The organism is Burkholderia sp. Ac-20344 (assembly GCF_017104975.1).
Classification (GTDB): domain Bacteria; phylum Pseudomonadota; class Gammaproteobacteria; order Burkholderiales; family Burkholderiaceae; genus Burkholderia.
On the sequence record NZ_JAAGPP010000062.1, the window covers coordinates 1 to 17,223 of the forward strand.

At 64.4% G+C, this 17,223-nt stretch carries 15 protein-coding genes and 1 pseudogene; 14 read left to right on the top strand and 2 right to left on the bottom strand.

Features of this window, described 5'->3' with window-relative positions; genetic code table 11:
* From G3N64_RS19865 to G3N64_RS19880, 4 genes and pseudogenes are all read left to right on the top strand, one after another.
* Positions 1-248, top strand: a pseudogene (locus G3N64_RS19865) (chemotaxis protein CheA); the annotation flags it as partial.
* Positions 249-404: 156 nt separating this feature from the next.
* Positions 405-989 carry a hypothetical protein gene (locus tag G3N64_RS19870; RefSeq protein WP_205785456.1) on the top strand — a complete coding sequence of 195 codons (585 nt, stop codon included), beginning with the start codon at positions 405-407 and terminating at the stop codon, positions 987-989.
* A 135-nt stretch (positions 990-1,124) separates the two neighbouring features.
* Entirely contained in the window at positions 1,125-2,522 is a 1,398-nt protein-coding gene (locus G3N64_RS19875) for a sigma-54 dependent transcriptional regulator (RefSeq protein ID WP_346778825.1), read from the top strand.
* 132 nt (positions 2,523-2,654) lie between these two features.
* The gene (locus tag G3N64_RS19880; RefSeq protein ID WP_205785458.1) at positions 2,655-3,161 is read left to right on the top strand and encodes a hypothetical protein; all 507 of its coding nucleotides are present in this window, start codon (positions 2,655-2,657) and stop codon (positions 3,159-3,161) included.
* 27 nt (positions 3,162-3,188) lie between these two features.
* On the opposite strand, the gene G3N64_RS19885 is transcribed toward G3N64_RS19880, so the two are convergent.
* The gene (locus G3N64_RS19885; RefSeq protein WP_205785459.1) at positions 3,189-3,683 is read right to left on the bottom strand and encodes a hypothetical protein; all 495 of its coding nucleotides are present in this window, start codon (positions 3,681-3,683) and stop codon (positions 3,189-3,191) included.
* A 418-nt stretch (positions 3,684-4,101) separates the two neighbouring features.
* Between G3N64_RS19885 and G3N64_RS19890 the strand changes: the two genes are divergently transcribed.
* Complete coding sequence (locus tag G3N64_RS19890; protein WP_205785460.1) at positions 4,102-4,779, top strand: response regulator transcription factor; 678 nt, start codon at positions 4,102-4,104, stop codon at positions 4,777-4,779.
* Between the two features lie 25 nt (positions 4,780-4,804).
* On the opposite strand, the gene G3N64_RS19895 is transcribed toward G3N64_RS19890, so the two are convergent.
* A complete protein-coding gene (locus G3N64_RS19895; RefSeq protein ID WP_205785461.1) occupies positions 4,805-6,358 on the bottom strand; it encodes a methyl-accepting chemotaxis protein in 1,554 nt (517 codons plus the stop codon).
* 213 nt (positions 6,359-6,571) lie between these two features.
* Between G3N64_RS19895 and G3N64_RS19900 the strand changes: the two genes are divergently transcribed.
* From G3N64_RS19900 to G3N64_RS19935, 9 genes are all read left to right on the top strand, one after another.
* Positions 6,572-6,736: a hypothetical protein gene (locus tag G3N64_RS19900; protein ID WP_205785462.1), complete on the top strand. Its 165-nt coding sequence runs from the start codon at positions 6,572-6,574 to the stop codon at positions 6,734-6,736.
* A 167-nt stretch (positions 6,737-6,903) separates the two neighbouring features.
* On the top strand, positions 6,904-7,218 hold the full coding sequence (locus tag G3N64_RS40425; RefSeq protein ID WP_346778824.1) for a hypothetical protein: 315 nt from the start codon (positions 6,904-6,906) through the stop codon (positions 7,216-7,218).
* A gap of 3 nt (positions 7,219-7,221) precedes the next feature.
* Entirely contained in the window at positions 7,222-9,714 is a 2,493-nt protein-coding gene (locus G3N64_RS19905; protein ID WP_346778826.1) for a type VI secretion system Vgr family protein, read from the top strand.
* An 18-nt stretch (positions 9,715-9,732) separates the two neighbouring features.
* Entirely contained in the window at positions 9,733-12,048 is a 2,316-nt protein-coding gene (locus G3N64_RS19910) for a hypothetical protein (protein ID WP_205785463.1), read from the top strand.
* Positions 12,045-13,526, top strand: a complete 1,482-nt coding sequence (locus tag G3N64_RS19915) for a virulence factor (RefSeq protein ID WP_205785464.1) — start codon at positions 12,045-12,047, stop codon at positions 13,524-13,526. The genes G3N64_RS19910 and G3N64_RS19915 overlap by 4 nt, the downstream gene beginning before the upstream one ends.
* A gap of 67 nt (positions 13,527-13,593) precedes the next feature.
* On the top strand, positions 13,594-13,851 hold the full coding sequence (locus G3N64_RS19920) for a PAAR domain-containing protein (protein WP_205785465.1): 258 nt from the start codon (positions 13,594-13,596) through the stop codon (positions 13,849-13,851).
* A 133-nt stretch (positions 13,852-13,984) separates the two neighbouring features.
* Entirely contained in the window at positions 13,985-14,932 is a 948-nt protein-coding gene (gene panE, locus G3N64_RS19925) for a 2-dehydropantoate 2-reductase (RefSeq protein WP_205785466.1), read from the top strand.
* A gap of 233 nt (positions 14,933-15,165) precedes the next feature.
* Entirely contained in the window at positions 15,166-16,125 is a 960-nt protein-coding gene (locus G3N64_RS19930) for an AraC family transcriptional regulator (RefSeq protein WP_205785467.1), read from the top strand.
* 120 nt (positions 16,126-16,245) lie between these two features.
* Complete coding sequence (locus G3N64_RS19935) at positions 16,246-17,190, top strand: substrate-binding domain-containing protein (RefSeq protein ID WP_205785468.1); 945 nt, start codon at positions 16,246-16,248, stop codon at positions 17,188-17,190.
* The last annotated feature ends 33 nt before the right edge of the window (positions 17,191-17,223 follow it).

Below are 17,223 nucleotides of genomic sequence, written 5' to 3' on the forward strand. Positions count from 1 at the left end.
CCCACCCCGCCGCTCTTCCGCACGCTGCGGAAGCGCCTGCGCCGGAAGCCGCGCAGCCCGTCGCAGCCGCAGCGCCTGCCGACATGCCGGCAGCCGACGCGAAGGTGCCGGACGCGCCAGCTGCGCAGGCCGCCGGCATGCCGGCGTTGTCCGATCCGGCGCAAGGATTGCCGCCGGCTCCGGTCGACCGGCAGGCTGCACCGGTCGTGCCGGCTCCGGCTGTGATCTCGACGAGCACGTCGTCGTAGGCACGCGGGTCGGTCGCCCGTGCGGCGGGAACGCCGGCCGCACGGACGTCGTTCGAACCCGATGCCCGACGGTCGTTTCCCGTTTCACGGGTGTTGGTCCCATCCCCGAGGTCAACACCTCTTTTTGCCCGACGAGGATGCAAGGAGGCCTCAACCATGAGGATCTTTTTGGTCGCTCTGTTGCTGTATAGCGCGCAAGCCGCTGCGCAGGCGGTATTTCAGAACCCGGCGGTCTTCGTGATCCTGGGCGAGCAGACCGCCGCGAACGCCGTGAGCGTCGCGCAGGCGCTGACGACGCTCGGTCGCGCCGACAACACGGCCTGCGCGCCGATGATGATGATCGGCGATCCGCAGATGATCTACATGATGCCGGAGGAGGGGCACGCGCCGTCGTGGCAATCGCCGGTGTATGGCCGTGGTGCGCCGTTCGAAGCGCAGAACGGGCCGGCGCCGACCGGCAAGACCATCGGCGCGATGCAGCATGCCGAGGACATGCAGACCCAGCCATGGAGCGACGGCAGCACGATCACGCAGAAGATCGCCGGCGAGTCGACCGTGACGGCGGCGGATCGGGTGAGCGGGTGGCAGCGCAACGGGCTCAACTCGATCGAGACGGCCCGTTCGACGGAAGTGACGGTAAACGGCAAGACCTACCGGGCTTATCGGGACGACCTCAACCGTTCCGCGAAGCCGGTCGTCGAGCCGCAAATCTATACCCAGCGCGTCGTTTTCTGCCGATGACGAAACATCCATTCGAGGACGGCCCGGCGCCGCGCCGCGGGACCACGATGCCCCGCCCTACGCGATCCGGCAACGGCCGTTTCGACAACCAACCTACACGACGAGGCCATCGTGAACCATTGCTGCCAGATCAGGGTGTCGGGCCCGCAGGATCTCGAACCCGATGCGGGGACGGCCCCGTTCATCGCCGTCCGGCACAACCCTGTCGCACCGTCGCGGCCGCTCGTCTACCTGTCGCAGCAACACGATGCCGCGCTCGTCGACTGTCTCGCGTCGCGCGGCTGGGACGTGTGGCGCGCGAAAACCGTTGCGGACGCACTGAATCTCGTCAGGGTGAACCGTCCGCATGCGGGCATCGTCGATTTCGGCAGCTTCGCGTCGCTCGACGTCGCCTCGTTCGAGACGCTGCTGCGCGATTCGCGCGTCGGCTGGGTCGCGCTCGCCGACAACGAGCGGCTGCGCGATCTCGCCATCGCACGCCTGATTCGCCACTGCTGCTTCGACTACGTGCGCAACGCGACCGCCTATACGACCATCGGCTATCTGGTCGGTCATGCATACGGGATGCTGAAGCTCGCGGAAGGCAGCCCGGACGCAGATGCGGCGCCTCCCGGCGACACGATGATCGGCTCGTGCGACGCGATGCGCAGGCTATTCTCGACGATCCGCAAGGTCGCGAACACGGACGCCACCGTATTCATCGCCGGCGAATCCGGCACCGGCAAGGAACTGACGGCGGCGGCCATCCACCAGCAGTCGTTGCGCGCCGAGGCGCCATTCGTTGCCGTGAACTGCGCGGCCATTCCGTCGACGCTGCTGCAGGCCGAACTGTTCGGCCACGAGCGCGGCGCGTTCACGGGCGCGCACCAGCGCAAGATCGGCCGTATCGAGGCCGCGCACGGCGGCACGCTGTTTCTCGATGAAATCGGCGACATGCCGTTCGAGAGCCAGGCGAGCCTGCTGCGCTTCCTGCAGGAAGGCACGATCGAGCGGCTCGGCGGGCACGCGTCGCTTCCGGTGGACGTGCGGATCGTGTCGGCGACCCACGTCGATCTCGAGGCCGCGATGCAGGCGGGGCGGTTCCGTGCGGATCTGTACTACCGCCTGTGCGTGCTGCGCATCGACGAGCCGCCGCTGCGCGTGCGCGGTCGCGACATCATGCTGCTCGCCGACTACGTGCTGCAGCGCTATCGCGGCGACAGTTCGCAGCGGATTCGCGGCTTCATGCCGTGCGCGATCGAAGCGATCCACAACTATCCGTGGCCCGGCAACGTGCGCGAGCTGATCAACCGGATCCGGTTCGCGGTCGTGATGACGAACGGCCCGATGATCTCGGCTGCCGATCTCGAACTGCACCCGTACACGTCGCGGCAGCTGCCGACGCTCGCGCAAGCGCGCCGGCAGGCCGAGCGGCACGCGATCGAGAAAACGCTGATGCGCCACCGCCACCAGCATGCGGACGTGGCGGCCGCGCTGGGCATCTCGCGCGCGACGTTGTATCGGCTGATGACCTCGCACGGGCTGCACGGCTGACGCGCCGCAGCCCCCAGCCGCTCAAGACCGCGCGCCGTCGGCCGTTAAGACAGGAAACGGCCCGTCCGGACCGCCGGCGCAGCCATGCGCGCGCGGCCGGCACGCGGCGCATCACGCTTATCCGAGGTTACCGTGGCAGAGTGCAGTCACTGCGGCAGGACGTTCCTGGTCGGCGGGCGGTCGATCGACGGCCGCCGCTATTGCCGTCCGGCGTGCGCCCGGGCGCATCCGATCGTCGTCGAGGCAGAACGGGTGCCCGACGCGAAGGTGTGGGAGTACGTGCACGACTGGCGTTACGGGCCGTGCCCGATCTGCCGTCGCGACGACCAGCCGGTCGATGTCCATGCGTCGCATCGCGTCGTGTCGCTGCTGTTCGTCACGCGCTGGGCGACGCGGCGCCACGTGTGCTGCCGGCGTTGCGGCCGCAGGAAGCAGGCGGTCGCGCTGCTGGCATCGGCCGCGTTCGGCTGGTGGGGGCTGCCGTGGGGCCTCGTGCTGACGCCGATCCAGCTCGCGCGCAACGCGCTCGGGCTGGCCGCGCGCGATCCGGAGGTCGCGACGCAGCAGTTCGAGCAGCTCGTGCGGCGCAAGCTGGCGGCGCGCCGGCTGCGGCGCGCGCGGCAGGGCGCCGCAGCCTGAGCGCGCGGCCCGGCGGGCGGCGCGCGATCAGGCGGCCGGCCGCTCGAAGCCCGAGGCGACCCAGCGCTCGGCGCTGGCCTTGTTGAGCTTGAACCCGGCCGACACCTTCGCTTCGGCCAGCAGCTCGCCATACGGATCGAATGCCTTGAGCTGCGCGTACGGCTCGAATTCGTCCGACACGATGTCGAGCGTCACCGACACATCCTGGTCGTCCTCGCCCTGAACCGTCACTTCCTTGTGCAGCATCGCGCGCCGCTGCTGCTCGTGGCGCATCAGCACCTCGGTCGCGGTTTTCACGAGCGTGCGGAACGCATTCGCGTCCATCGGCTTCGGGTTCTTCTTGTCGCGGCCCATGGTCCACGGCCCGACGAGCGCGGGCTCGGACTCGCCGTCCTTGATCATCTCGACGGCCCAGCCGTCGTCGTCTTCGTTCTTGATGATGCGGGCCGTCCAGCCGTTGTCGCGCCAGAGGCCGTCTTCGTGGATGGAGGTGTCGTCGGATTGCAGGTCGGATTCGGTCATGAGGAAAGCGGGGAGATCGGGCCAGCGGCGTACGGGCCACCGGAGGTCGGGCAGCCGGCAACAGGGCGGTGGCGCGCGGCCGGCATCGGCGCGTCGCTCGCCGCCGGTGGCCCGGCGCGGCATGCAAAGGGTGCAATTTTACCTGCTGGCCGGCCGCGCGGCCCGCGCGGCCTGCAACGCTGGCCATCCGGCCGATGTCCGCCGATGCCGGCCGCCGTGCGCTGGGCGCGCGAACCGGCGCAAATATCAAACTCGTATTACGTCCCGGACGGCCGATCCCGATGTCGTCCGATATCCCATCCACGCGTGGCTTCATAGAATCGACGGTCAGGCTAAAAATAGCCTGAACATCCTTTCAACGCCAAACCGGCCGTGCGCGTTCCGCGTCGCGCGGCCGATGAACCCCCTGGAACTGCGCATGAGGAAATTCAATGTTCGCGTCGTTTTCGCATATGACTGGCCGTTGACGCTGGCCGGTATCGAGCAGGTCGCAGGCAGCGGCTGTGCGATCGAGATCGTCGCGGTCTACCGGAGTGTGGCCGAACTGGTCGTGTCGCTCGGCGGTGTCGACTGCGATGTCGTGCTGGTCGACTATGCAATCCGCGGAGACGAGCAGATGGACGGCCTTGCGCTGTTCGACTGGCTGCGGCGCACGCGTCCGAACGTCGGGATCGTCGCGCTGGTCGCGAACGAGAATCCGCTGATCTTCGGGTCGATGCTCGCGATCGGCGGCGTGAGCATCGTCAGCAAGTTCGACGAGGTCGGCCATATCGTCACGGCCATTCATTCGAGCTACAGCGGCGGGCATTACCTGTCGCCGCTCGTCAGGCGCGCGGTCGATGCATTCGGCGAGCGCAGCGAGGCGCCCGTGAAGCTGTCGGCGCGCGAGATCGAGGTCATTCGCCTGTATCTGTCGGGCGTGCCGATCAAGACGATCGCGCAACGTCTGAGCAAGGGCAAGCAGACGGTGAGCGCGCAGAAGATCAGTGCGATGAAGAAGCTCGGCGTGAGCAACGACGTCGAGCTGATCCAGCGGGCGGCGGGGCTGGGGCTTGGCATCGGCGCCGCCGCGTCACGGCCCGGCGGCGCAGCGTGAGCATGCGTGCGCCGGGCGGCTGCCGTCAAGCCGGCAACGCAAACCGCGTCACCGCGTCCCGCAGCGCCTCGGCCTGATCGCGCAGCGAATGCGCGGCGGCCGCGGCTTCTTCGACGAGCGCCGCGTTCTGCTGCGTGACCTGGTCCATCTCGCCCACCGCGCGATTGACCTGCTCGATGCCGGCGCTCTGTTCGCGCGACGCGTGGCTGATCTCGTCGAGGATCTCGTTCACGCGCCGCACCGACTGCACGATCTCGGCCATCGTCTCGCCCGCGTGCGTGACGAGCGCCGCGCCTTGCTCGACGGTCTCGTTCGACGACACGATCAGCGACTTGATCTCCTTCGCGGCCGTCGCCGAGCGTTGCGCGAGCGAGCGCACTTCGGCCGCCACCACCGCGAAGCCGCGGCCCTGTTCGCCCGCCCGCGCGGCTTCGACGGCCGCATTCAGCGCGAGGATGTTGGTCTGGAACGCGATCCCGTCGATCACGCCGATGATGTCGCCGATCTTGTGCGAGCGGCCGGTGATCTCGTTCATCGTGCGCACGACATCGTCGACCACCGCGCTGCCGCGCGTCGCGACCTGCGCGGCCTGGCCGGCGAGCGACGCGGCCTGCGCGGCGCTGTCCGCGTTCTGCTTCACGTTCGCGGTCATCTGGTCCATGCTCGACGCGGTCTGCACGAGCGCGGCCGCCTGTTCCTCGGTGCGCTGCGACAGGTCCGTGTTGCCGGACGCGATCTCGCTCGCGCCGACGTTGATGTTCTCGGTACCCATCCGCACGCGCGACACCATGTCGATCAGCCCGCCCTGCATCGTGTGCAGCGCGTGCAGCAGGCTGCCGCGATCGTTGTCCTTCACGGTGACGCGCGCGGTCAGGTCGCCCTGCGCGATGCGCTGTGCGGCGTCGAGCGCCACTTCCAGCTCGCCGCCGAGGTTCGCGCGCACGCTTTTCAGCACCATCACCATCACGGCGGTCGCGATCCCGCCGAGCACGGTCGTCATCGCGAGCCAGCGGCCGACGCTTTCGAGCACGGCGGAGCGCACGTCGTTCATGTACATGCCGGTCACGAGATACCAGTCCCACGGCGCGAAGCGCTGCACGGCGCTGGTTTTATCCTGCGGCTTGTCGGCGCCCGGTTTCGGCCACAGATACTCGACGAAGCCCTTGCCGCCTTCCAGGTTGCCGGCCTTCACGATCTCGACGAACAGGTGCTTGCCGTTCGGATCGGTGAAATTCGACACGTCCTTGCCGTTGAGCTCGGCCTTGATCGGGTGCATCACGATCGCCGGCTTCGAGTCGTTGATGGAGACGTAGCCGTCGGTGCCGTAGCGCATCGCGGCGATCGCCTCGAGCGCCTTCTGCTTCGCGTCGGCTTCCGGCAGCGCGTTCTGCTGCGACAGCTTGTAGTAATGGTCGGTCACGCTCGCCGCCTGCGCGACCAGCGACGCAAGCTGGTCGCGGCGGTCCGCGATCATCGAGGCGCGCGTCTGCCATGCGCCGAGCCCGGCGATGACGAGCAGGCCGAGCCAGAGAATGACGATCATCGAGGCGAGTTTCTGATTCAGGGAAAGGTTGCGCATGGTATGTGGTCGGTCAGTCGTGGAAGCTCGCCGGAACGGCGTGACGGGATAGATGTCTTGACGGCGCGCGATGCGCGTCGCCGTAGAGGGGAAATCCCTTAGAAGGTGCCGCGAAATTAACGGGCGCCGTGTTGGTCCTTTTCAGCAAGTCACGCGGCAAGGGTCTGGAAGGGGCCGGATGTCAACGGGAATGGATAAACGACGGGAGCAGCAATGAAAGTGGAGATGATTGAGTTACCGGAAAGTAGGGCGATCCATGTCAAGAAGTTAAGCGAATTGCCTGCCAAGGCTCATATGGTCAGCGTGGCAATCAGTACGTTAAACGCCCGCGGCGAAACATTGAAAGGCCTCAAAGAGTCGCGCGCAGTTTGGGGATGAGCGGATTCGGACGACGGGGATAGCGCATGCCGATCGGCGCGACGCCGCGCGAGCCATGGCTGACGACTTAATCGAGTAAATGCATATCTCAAAATATGCCGTTGCCGATTGAATCTGTAACTTTGGTATGCTAGCGACCGACTTCCGAATTTGGCGGTGTGGTCCCCATGACCGCCCGCTTAAAAGACCAAGTCACGAAGAAGAAAGATGAGAGCGCGGATATGTCGATAGCTGAAACCCTTCGAAGTTTTTCGTCCGGTCTGGTTGACTGGAACCAGCGGCCCGTCACCCTCAATTTCGGGCAAGCGCAAAGCGCGGTCGGTCATCTACTGGCGCTTCATCACGCGGATATCCACGAAGGGTTGGTGACCGGTATCGACGGCTATCTGAACTGCGTTTCGACACGCGACAACCTGTCTCCCAAGCTGCTTCTCGGTCTGCCGGTGTCGGTGCGCCTCACGACCGACCGGGGCGGCTTGTAGACGATCAACGCGATCGTTCGCGATGTGCAGGTGGGCCAATCGGACGGCGAATTGACCGTCTATCGATTAAACGTTTGCGACGCTTTGTCGCTGATGGACCGCCGCACGAACTCCCGCATATTCCGTTCGCGCAATGTTATCGACATTCTCGCGACGATGATGAACGAATGGCGGCAACGGAGTGTGGCGCTTGCCCGCGCGTTCGAATTCGATCTGTCCGGCCTGCGCCGTGAACGCTACCCGGTGCGTGAACTGACGCGACAGGTCAACGAGTCGGATGCACGATTTATCCGCCGGCTACTGCGGCGCGAAGGGATCACGGTCTTCGCGAAGGCCGGACCAGCCGGTGGAACGCGCAGCATGACCGACGAGCGGCCGATTCACACACTCGTCTTTTGCGATGACCCGATGCGGTTGGCCGAAGCCCCGGCCGGTGCCGTGCGTCTTCACCCCCGCGACGCCGGAACTGAACAACGCGATACGGTAACGCTATTCGCGCACTATCAGAGCCTGTCGTCCGGCAAGGCGAGCCGGCCGTCGTGGGACTACAAGAAAGCCCGTGTGGACAATTCCGCCGTCGCTACCGGCATCGATCAGGGGGAATCGGGTAACGACCTTGCACGGCTGCTGACCGATGTTGCGATCGACATTCCGCACGTCGGCGATTCGTGGAACGATCACGAACGCATTACGCGCGACCGGATGCTGGCTCACCAGTTCGCAGCGGAGCGGTACGACGGTATCAGCAGCGTCCGCGATATGCCGGTTGGTTCATGGTTCACGTTGACGGGAGACCCCGAACTCGACATGAAGCCGGTCGATCAGCGACAGTTCGTCGTTACGTCAGTTCGTCACGATATCTGGAACAACCTTCCGAAAGACCTGACTGGCCGCGTGATCGCGCTATTCGCAGCGAGCCGAAACATTGCGCAGACCGCGCTACCCGCGCCGGCCGATGTGTCGGAACGGAAAGACACGCGCTACGAAAACAGTTTCACGTGCGTCCGGCGCGGCGTGCCGCTCAAGCCGTCCTACGATCCGAAGATCGATTTGCCGCCCGTACACCTGCTGACCGGAACGATTGTCGGCACGGAGGGAGAGGAAGTGTTTTGCGACGCGGACGGCCGCGTTCGCGTGCAGATTCACGGCATCGATCCGGCGGATCACGCCCACGCTCAAGGTGTCGGCACGAACGGGTTGGCCGGCGACAGTGCACCTATCCGCGTCGGTGCAAGTTTGGCGGGCGGCAACTTCGGCGCGCTTTTTCTGCCCCGCGTCGGAATGGAAGTTTTATTGGGCTGTCTTTCAGGCGACCCGGACCGTTTGGTCATCATCGGGGTTTTGAGCAACGGCGCGAACCCGCCTGCGACGTTCACCCATACCGGCGCGCTGCCGGGCAACCGGTACGTGTCCGGGATCAAGACGAAGGAGATTAAGGGGCGACGTTATAACCAACTACGTCTTGACGATACCCCCTCGCAAATTTCCGCACAGCTAGCGAGCGAACATGCGTATACGCAATTGAACTTGGGGTATCTCACGCAGCCCCGGAAGGACGGACACGGGACCGACCGGGGCGAAGGCGCGGAACTGCGCACCGACGCTGCCGCCGCGCTGCGCGCCGCCCAAGGCATTCTGTTGACAACTTACGCGCGCTCGCAGGCAAGCGGCGGCCAGCTCGATCGCGACGAACTCGTTAGCTTGCTCGGCCAGTGCACGGAACTCTTCAAATCGCTGGGTGACTATGCCGGCCAGCACGGTGGGCAAGCTGCCGACACGGCCGGCCAAACGAACATCGCCGATGCGTTCAAGAACTGGAAGCCCGGCGGCTCGGCGGGCGACGCATCCGCACTGATGGCCTTTGGCGCGCAAGCCGGATCGGTCAACCTCACGCCGAAAACGCACGTGACCTATGCCGGTGTAAACATCGATCAAGTGGCGCAGCAACACGTGCAAGTCACCAGCGGCGAGCGTATTAACCTGCACGGAGGACGTGGCGTCGCGATGTTCGCACATAGCGAAGGCGTGTCGGCCATCGCAAATCAAGGCAAGGTCACGATTCAATCGCAGAACGACGATACGCAAGTCGATTCGGCGAAGAACATCCAACTCACTGCGGCCGGCGGCAAGCTCGCGGGCATGGCGAGTGATCAGGTGGTGTTCGTCACGTCGGGGGGCGCATATCTCAAGCTGCACGGCGGCGATATCGAACTCGGTTGCCCTGGCACCTTCACCGTGAAATCGGCCGGCCATTCGTGGGACGGTCCTGCCAGCATGTCCGCTGACATGCCGAAATTCGATCATGCGCCGCTCGGCCGCGTGCCGAAGCTCGTTCGTGCCACGGACGGCAACGCGGCGGCAGGGTTCGACGGCCAGGTACAAAAGGCGTCGGGGGCGCTGTCGAATCTGAAGACCGATGCGGCCGGCGAGCTGCCGGCGGTGCATGCCGACCAGTTCGAAAAGCTGGCGGTGCAGTTCGTCAAGAAGAACGTATAAGCAAGGGCCGGAGTTTTGATGACCAATTCTTTTCTCGATCCTCGACCGGTCGCCGACGCGCGCACCGACGAACCGACCACAAAATCCGATGCGGCGGGCGCAACTGCATCGCGCGGAGAACCGCCGCCTATTGTTGTGGGTCGTGCCGAAGGGCCGACCTTGTTCGACAAGGACAAGCGGCTTATCTGCATCAAGCAAATGCCGCTGCCCGGCATCGTCATCTTCGTGCATGGCGTGAATTCGGAAGGAGAATGGTTCGAAGCGGCGGAGGAAGGACTATGCAAGGGCCTCAATCGTCGGCTCGGCCGTCTTGATGATCAATTGAAGTACACCGGCATCGATGCCGGTCAATTGACGCCTGCGAAGTACACCGAAAGCTTGACGCCGGACGGGTTTCTGAATCCAAAGTTGCTTGCGGACAACTACATCAAGCCCGATCCGTCGTTCTCGAACGTGATTCACTTCCGGTGGGGTTATCGGGCGACCGCCGAAGAATTGAAGAAATACGGAGACAAGATTTTCCTGAACGAACAGGACTATTGGGGCGGCGGTCCGTTCACGAATGGATGCTCGAGTCTCCCCGATCTTTGGCATGGCGGACTTGATGATCGTGCATTCGGTTGGACAAGCGTGCAGGCCATCAACCCGACCAATCGGCCCCTGTATCGCGCGCCGCCCCGCGCGTATGGCGCACTCGCGGCCTTGCGCCTTGCCAAGTTGATCGAGTCGATCCGCCGCATGCAGGCCACTGTACCGATTACCGTCGTATGTCATAGCCAAGGCAACATTGTGGGCCTCACAGCGGCGTTCTTCGGTGATGCACTGCCCGACGTTGAAGACCCGTGGGGGCACAAGGGGCGATGCGTAGCGGACGCCTATGTGCTGGCAAATGCACCATATAGCTTCGCGAAGGGGGACGGTCCGAATAAATCTTCCACGGGAATGGATACGTGGTCGCAACGTGAGACGAAAGACCCACACGGGAATCGTGGACGGCAGACCTACGCAGCGCGCACGCAGACGTTTGGCAAGTTTCTGTCGATCATCGGCACGCGCAAAGCCTACGAACTTCCCGCCGACAAGATCGATGAAGACATGGGGAACAGTCGGGTATCACCGACGAGCAACAAGTCGTATGCAGCGCAGGAAGATCGCGTGCGACACGGTCTGAATGAATCGACGTATGGCCGCGTCACGGCGTACTGTTGTCCGCACGATCAGGTGATTTCGGCGGTGACGGTTCAAGGGATTGGCTGGCGCGGTATCAGCAAGCTTGAAATCGACGATATCGGCGTTCCCGGCGTACTGACGCAGCGTGTCTTCGCATCGGGTTTCGATGTCGGCGTGCAGACAGACTATCGATATTGGGAAGACGACTGGCGACGTGTGCAGAAAGGATCGACTCCGGGATTCTGGTATCCGCCGTCGCCGCCGGCAAAATTCGGTCTGGTTGGTGCGCTCAAAGGAAACGAGTCGGTCTGGGGGATGATGGGGACATTAATTACCGCGCCCCTCATGTACGCGGGAACTGCTGCGACTGCTGCAATGAAGATGTTCCGCGTGAATGAAGACCCGCCGAAGGGCTGGACCGTGACTGCGGATGCCCCCGCGCTGGATCAACCGTTCCCGCCGAAGGCGAAGCGATTCGGCAAGCCGATCACGCCGACAGAAGATGGACCAGCCAAAAGCGACTTCAACGAAGGCAACGATCCGCCGTCCGCATGGCGCGACGCGAGCAAGGCGGATGCGGACAAGCGGGCCGACGATCCCTATGACCTTTACAAGTCAAAGAACAAGGACGGTGACGCCCAAGGTACGGCTGAGAGTGAAACCGGACAACGCTACGAAGATCGCGCGCTGATGCGTTTGGAAGCACGACGTGCGATGAACTCTGATTGGGTTGATAAGGACGGTCACGTGATAGGCGAAGACGGGAAAAGCGACGTGCCCGAAGGCTATAAGGATTGGCGCGACAAGCAGATCACGGACGGCATGGACCGCGGTCAGACCAATAACCCGACAAACCACTCAACAACGATGACCAATGCGGATCATGCTGAATATGCGCTTGCGTATGATGTGGCGGTTGGCCTGTGCTATCTGACGGAAACGCAAATCAAGGCGCTGCGCATTGAAGCTGATTGGCGGATGGGAAAAGGTGTTTCGGACGACAATCCGCACAAGCAATACTATGACTATTTCTTGCTTGGAAAAATCGACGATCTAGCGATGCACCAATGGGTCCACAAAGAGGGCGGCGAAGGCAACATGCCCGGCAAGATTGCTGACGAGCGCGAAGGTCAGGCTCATTTGAAGGTCGGGGGTGTGGCATGAAGGCGCTGATCGCTACATGGCCGCGACGTGTCGCTGTCGCTGTTTTGGTATGGATGGTCGCGGCCCTACTCATGGCGACGCTGATGGCACACGTCGAACAACCGGACCCGGCACACTTGGAAATAGGAGATTGGATGAAACGATTCGTAGTCGCGCCCGGCTTGCTGGCGCTTTTGGTTTTGCTGTTCACCACCGCCGTCATGCGGCCTGCACAGGCCGCCCCCGCCCAGACACCCACCGGCAAGGCAGCGCCAGTAGCGGAAGAGCCGGTGAAGCCGTTTGTCGCGCAGGTCGTCGGACTGATTTGGTTGAATCCGCTCGAACGCAAGGACTATCCGACCGAATGGCAACTGTTGTGGACGCAAGGACTCGCCGCACCGAACAAGAACGATGACATGGTTCGCACCGATCCGAAATCGTTCTCGACGCTCAAATCAATCGGGGCATTGGTGTACGGCAACGAAGGTGAAGAAACATTCAAGGGCTTCTATCACAAGTACCTCGATGAATTCCTGTCGCTGCTACGGACGCGCTACGCGAGCAACGCGAAATACTTCTACACGGTTAGTCCCGAGAACTCAAAGGACTGGCGCGAACTTGCCGGTATTCGAATCGAACTTGCGATCCCGAATCGACTTGAACCCAAAGAGGCACAAGCCCGCTTGCAAAAGCGGGCCATGAGTTTCTTCGAGATTGGCGACCCACATCCCAAATCTGTTTGGAGCCGTGACACGCCCCCTGATGTGCAGATCACGCAAGGCGGTGCGAACGCCGGATTTACGTCGCTGAACAAGGCGTTGAACTACTTGCAGACGAACCCCGACAAGAGCGTGTGGGTCATGAATTGGGACGCGCCGAGTTTTCCGCCCACGGATGCGCAGATTAACGAGAACCTTGTCGTGCTGTTCCTCGCCGGCCCGACCTTCAACACGGAGCGTGAACCGCTCGCATGGATCGGCAAGGCGGCGACGGGCGACACGAAGGACTTTTCGCCGAAGGTTGGCACAACGCGCACCGTGCAGGCGTGGAAGGCAACCATTGACCACGCGGCACGCAATGCCGGCGTCGCGGTTACTGACCTGAAATACATCGTTCACGATGCAGGTAAAGGCAGTGATGCGGCCTCGAACCGTCTTGTCGGCCTGTCGCAAACGCTCACCGAAATCCTGCCGGAATACGACCACTCAAAGCAGACGTTCAACACGGCGGCGCTGCTCGGCGATATGGGAACCGGTAGCGCATTGACCGACGTTGCACTGGCGATCGGCCGGATCAATCACTTTGGCGGTAACGCACTGGTTGCGGGCACCACCGATGCGGAGCATCCGGTCGCGGTTGTCGTCCTGCCGCCGTCAAAGTTGACGACGATCGATCCGAACAAGGATTGGTTCCGCGCGCGTGGCGGAAACAATGCTTACCTGCCGTGGTGGGGTCGCCGACACGATACCGATTACGGTCAGCAGGGATATTCGTGGTGATGTAGTCGGCGCGGCGGCACGTGCACATGTGTGCGCTGCCGCGCCGAGTCATTCAGGGGATGGAGATATGCGGGGAATTGTCCGGGTAGACGACGCACATACCCACGGCGGCCGGGTCGAATCCGGAGCCGGTACGAGCAAGGTAATGGGTCGCGCGGTCGCTCGCATCGGCGACACGTGTTCATGTCCGATTCACGGTGCTTGCGTGATCGTCGAAGGTGACCCGGAATTCAAGGTCGAAGGCCAAGCCGCCGCGTTCGACGGCCACAAGACCTCATGCGGTGCCGAATTGATTTCATCCCTTCCGACTTCCGGACGTGTTTGAATGCGGAAGACTCATGCATGACCGCCGAGCAGTTCCGCGGATCAAGCCGTTGAACCAGTGAGCGTTGCATGAGATATGCGTCCGGCGCCTGGGCAGCGGCGCGGACACCGAACGAAACCGAAAGGAGGCAACGATGCGAATTCTGGTGGTAGGGGCCGGCGCGGTCGGCGGATACTTCGGCGGCCGGCTGGCCGCGGCGGGGCGCGACGTGACGTTCCTGGTGCGCGACGGCCGCGCGGCCGCGCTGGCGCGCGACGGGCTGCTGATCCGCAGCCCGCGCGGCGACCTGACGCTCGCGAACGTGCAGACCGTGCGCGCGGGCGATGCAGGCGACGGCGTCGCGCCGTTCGACCTCGTGCTGCTGAGCTGCAAGGCGTACAGCCTCGACGACGCGGTGCACTCGTTCGCACCGTTCGCCGGCCCGCAGACGCTGATCCTGCCGATGCTCAACGGGATGCGCCATCTCGACGTGCTGCGCGACCGGTTCGGCGCCGCGCAGGTGCTCGGCGGGCTGTGCGTGATCGCGGCGACGCTCGATCGCGAGCAGCGCATCGTGCACCTCAACGACACGCACGGCGTCACCTTCGGCGAACTCGCGGGCGGCGAATCGCCGCGGGTGCGCGCGGTGGCCGAGGTGCTCGGCGGCGCGGGTTTCGATGCGACGCTCAGCGACAACGTGGCCGCGCGGATGTGGGAGAAGTGGGTGTTCCTCGCAACGCTCGCCGCGAGCACGTCGCTGTTCCGCGGCTCGGTGGGCGACATTCTCGCCGCGCCGGACGGCCGCCGCCTGCTCGAGACGATGCTCGGCGAATGCAGTGCGATTGCCGAGCACAACGGCTATCGGCCCGACCCGGCCGCCATCGAGCGGATGCAGCGGATGGTGCTGACGCCGTCGCCGCTGACCGCGTCGATGCTGCGCGACGTCGAGAATCATGCGCGCGTCGAAGCCGATCACGTGATCGGCGACCTGCTCGCGCGCCGCGACCCGCAGGCGGCCGATGCGCTGTCGCTGCTGCGGATCGCGTACAACCACCTGAAGGCGTACGAAGTGCGTGCGGCGCGCGAGCACGCGGCCGCGTAAGCACCGGAGCGGGCGGCGGCGCGGCCGTTCCGCGCTGCACAAATTTGCCGTCGGGCGCCGTTTGCGGCCGGAATGCGCAAAAAAGTATCGGAAATCAGGCGTAAAGTTGGTGGAGCCGCGCGCTCGATCGACCTACATTGCTTCCCATGCGACCGGTCGCGTCGCCGCGTGAAATGCGCGGCGCATGCGCGATACGAACCGGCCAGCGACACATGGGAATGGAGACGCCAACGATGATGCACCCCGATCTGGAAGTGGTCGACGTGCGACGCGACGAGTCGTTCAAGGTGTGGTCGCACGGCTATCCGTATCGCACGATCCGCTGGCACTTCCATCCCGAATTCGAACTGCACCTGATCGTCGCGACCCGCGGCAAGTATTTCGTCGGCGACCACATCGGTTCGTTCGGCCCCGGCCATCTCGTGCTGCTCGGCCCGAACCTGCCGCACAACTGGGTCAGCGACATGGCCGAAGGCGAAACCGTCGAGCGCCGCAATCTCGTGATCCAGTTCGACCCCGCGTTCGTGCGCCGCTGCATGGACGCGTTTCCCGAATGCCGCGACGCGCAGGCGCTGCTCGACGATGCGCGGCGCGGGGTCGGCTTCGACGCGGCGACCAGCGCCGCGATCGCGCCGCTGTTCGACGAACTGCTGGCCGCGCGCGGCATGCGCCGCATCGCGCTGTTCATGACGATCCTCGAACGCCTGTGCGGCGCGGCCGAACGCACGCTGCTCGCGAGCCCCGCATACGACCAGGCCGACGTCACGCCCACGCGGCTCAGCCATGCGCTGTCATATATCGGCAAGAACCTCGCGTCCGAGCTGCGCGAATCCGATCTCGCGCAGTTGACCGGGCAGAGCGTCAGCGCGTTCTCGCGTGCGTTCCATCGCCAGACGGGCATGCCGTTCGTCCAGTACGTGAATCGTCTGCGGATTGAATCCGCGTGCCAGATGTTGCTCGCCGACGACGCGAACATCACCGACATCTGCTTCCAGGCCGGCTTCAACAACGTGTCGAACTTCAACCGCCAGTTCCGGGCGGTGAAGGGGATGGCGCCGTCCGAATTCCGCGCACTGCAGCGCCTGAATGCGCGCAGCCGCGAGCTTGCGCTGCACGCGGCGCCCACCGGCAATCTGCTGCCGCCGCGCATCGTCACGCCCGGCGTCCCCGAGCTCGCGCCGCAGCCCGGATGATCGCCGGGCCGCGGCCCGCCCGAGTTTTCCCCGCCGTTTTACCCAGCCGATCGCGCCGCTCACGTCGCGAGGGGCTCACTCAACCACGAAAAAGCTGCACATATAACCGGAGACACCGTCATGACGCATGCATCGCCCGCTTCATCCCCCCGCCGCGCCGCCCGCATGGCGGTGGCGGCCGCGCTCGCCGTCGCGGCCTGGCTGCCCGCTGCCGCCGTGCAGGCCGCACCGCTGCGCATCGGGATGACGTTCCAGGAGCTGAACAACCCGTATTTCGTGACGATGCAGAAGGCGCTGAACGACGCGGCTGCATCGATCGGCGCACAGGTCGTCGTTACCGACGCGCATCACGACGTCAGCAAGCAGGTGAGCGACGTCGAGGACATGCTGCAGAAGAAGATCGACATCCTGCTCGTGAACCCGACCGATTCGACCGGGATCCAGTCGGCGATCACGCAGGCGAAGAAGGCCGGCGCGGTGGTCGTGGCGGTCGATGCGAACGCGAACGGCCCGGTCGATTCGTTCGTCGGCTCGAAGAACTACGACGCGGGCGTGATGTCGTGCGACTACCTCGCGAAGGCGATCGGCGGCAGTGGCGAGGTCGCGATCCTCGACGGCATTCCGGTCGTGCCGATTCTCGAGCGCGTGCGCGGCTGCAAGGCGGGACTCGCGAAATACCCGAACGTGAAACTGGTCGACACGCAGAACGGCAAGCAGGAGCGCGCGACCGCGCTGTCGGTGACCGAGAACATGATCTCCGCGCATCCGAACCTGAAGGGCATCTTCAGCGTGAACGACGGCGGCTCGATGGGTGCGCTCGCGGCCATCGAGGGTTCCGGCAAGGACATCAAGCTGACGAGCGTCGACGGCGCGCCCGAGGCGATCGCCGCGATCCAGAAGCCGAATTCGAAATTCATCGAGACGACCGCGCAGTTCCCGGCCGACCAGGTGCGCATCGCGCTCGGCATCGCGATTGCGCGCAAGTGGGGCGCGACGGTGCCGAAGGCGATCCCGGTCGACGTGAAGGTGGTCGACCGCGGCAACGCGAAGGGCTTCAGCTGGTGAACGACGTGCGATGCGACGCGAAGGGCGGCGGCA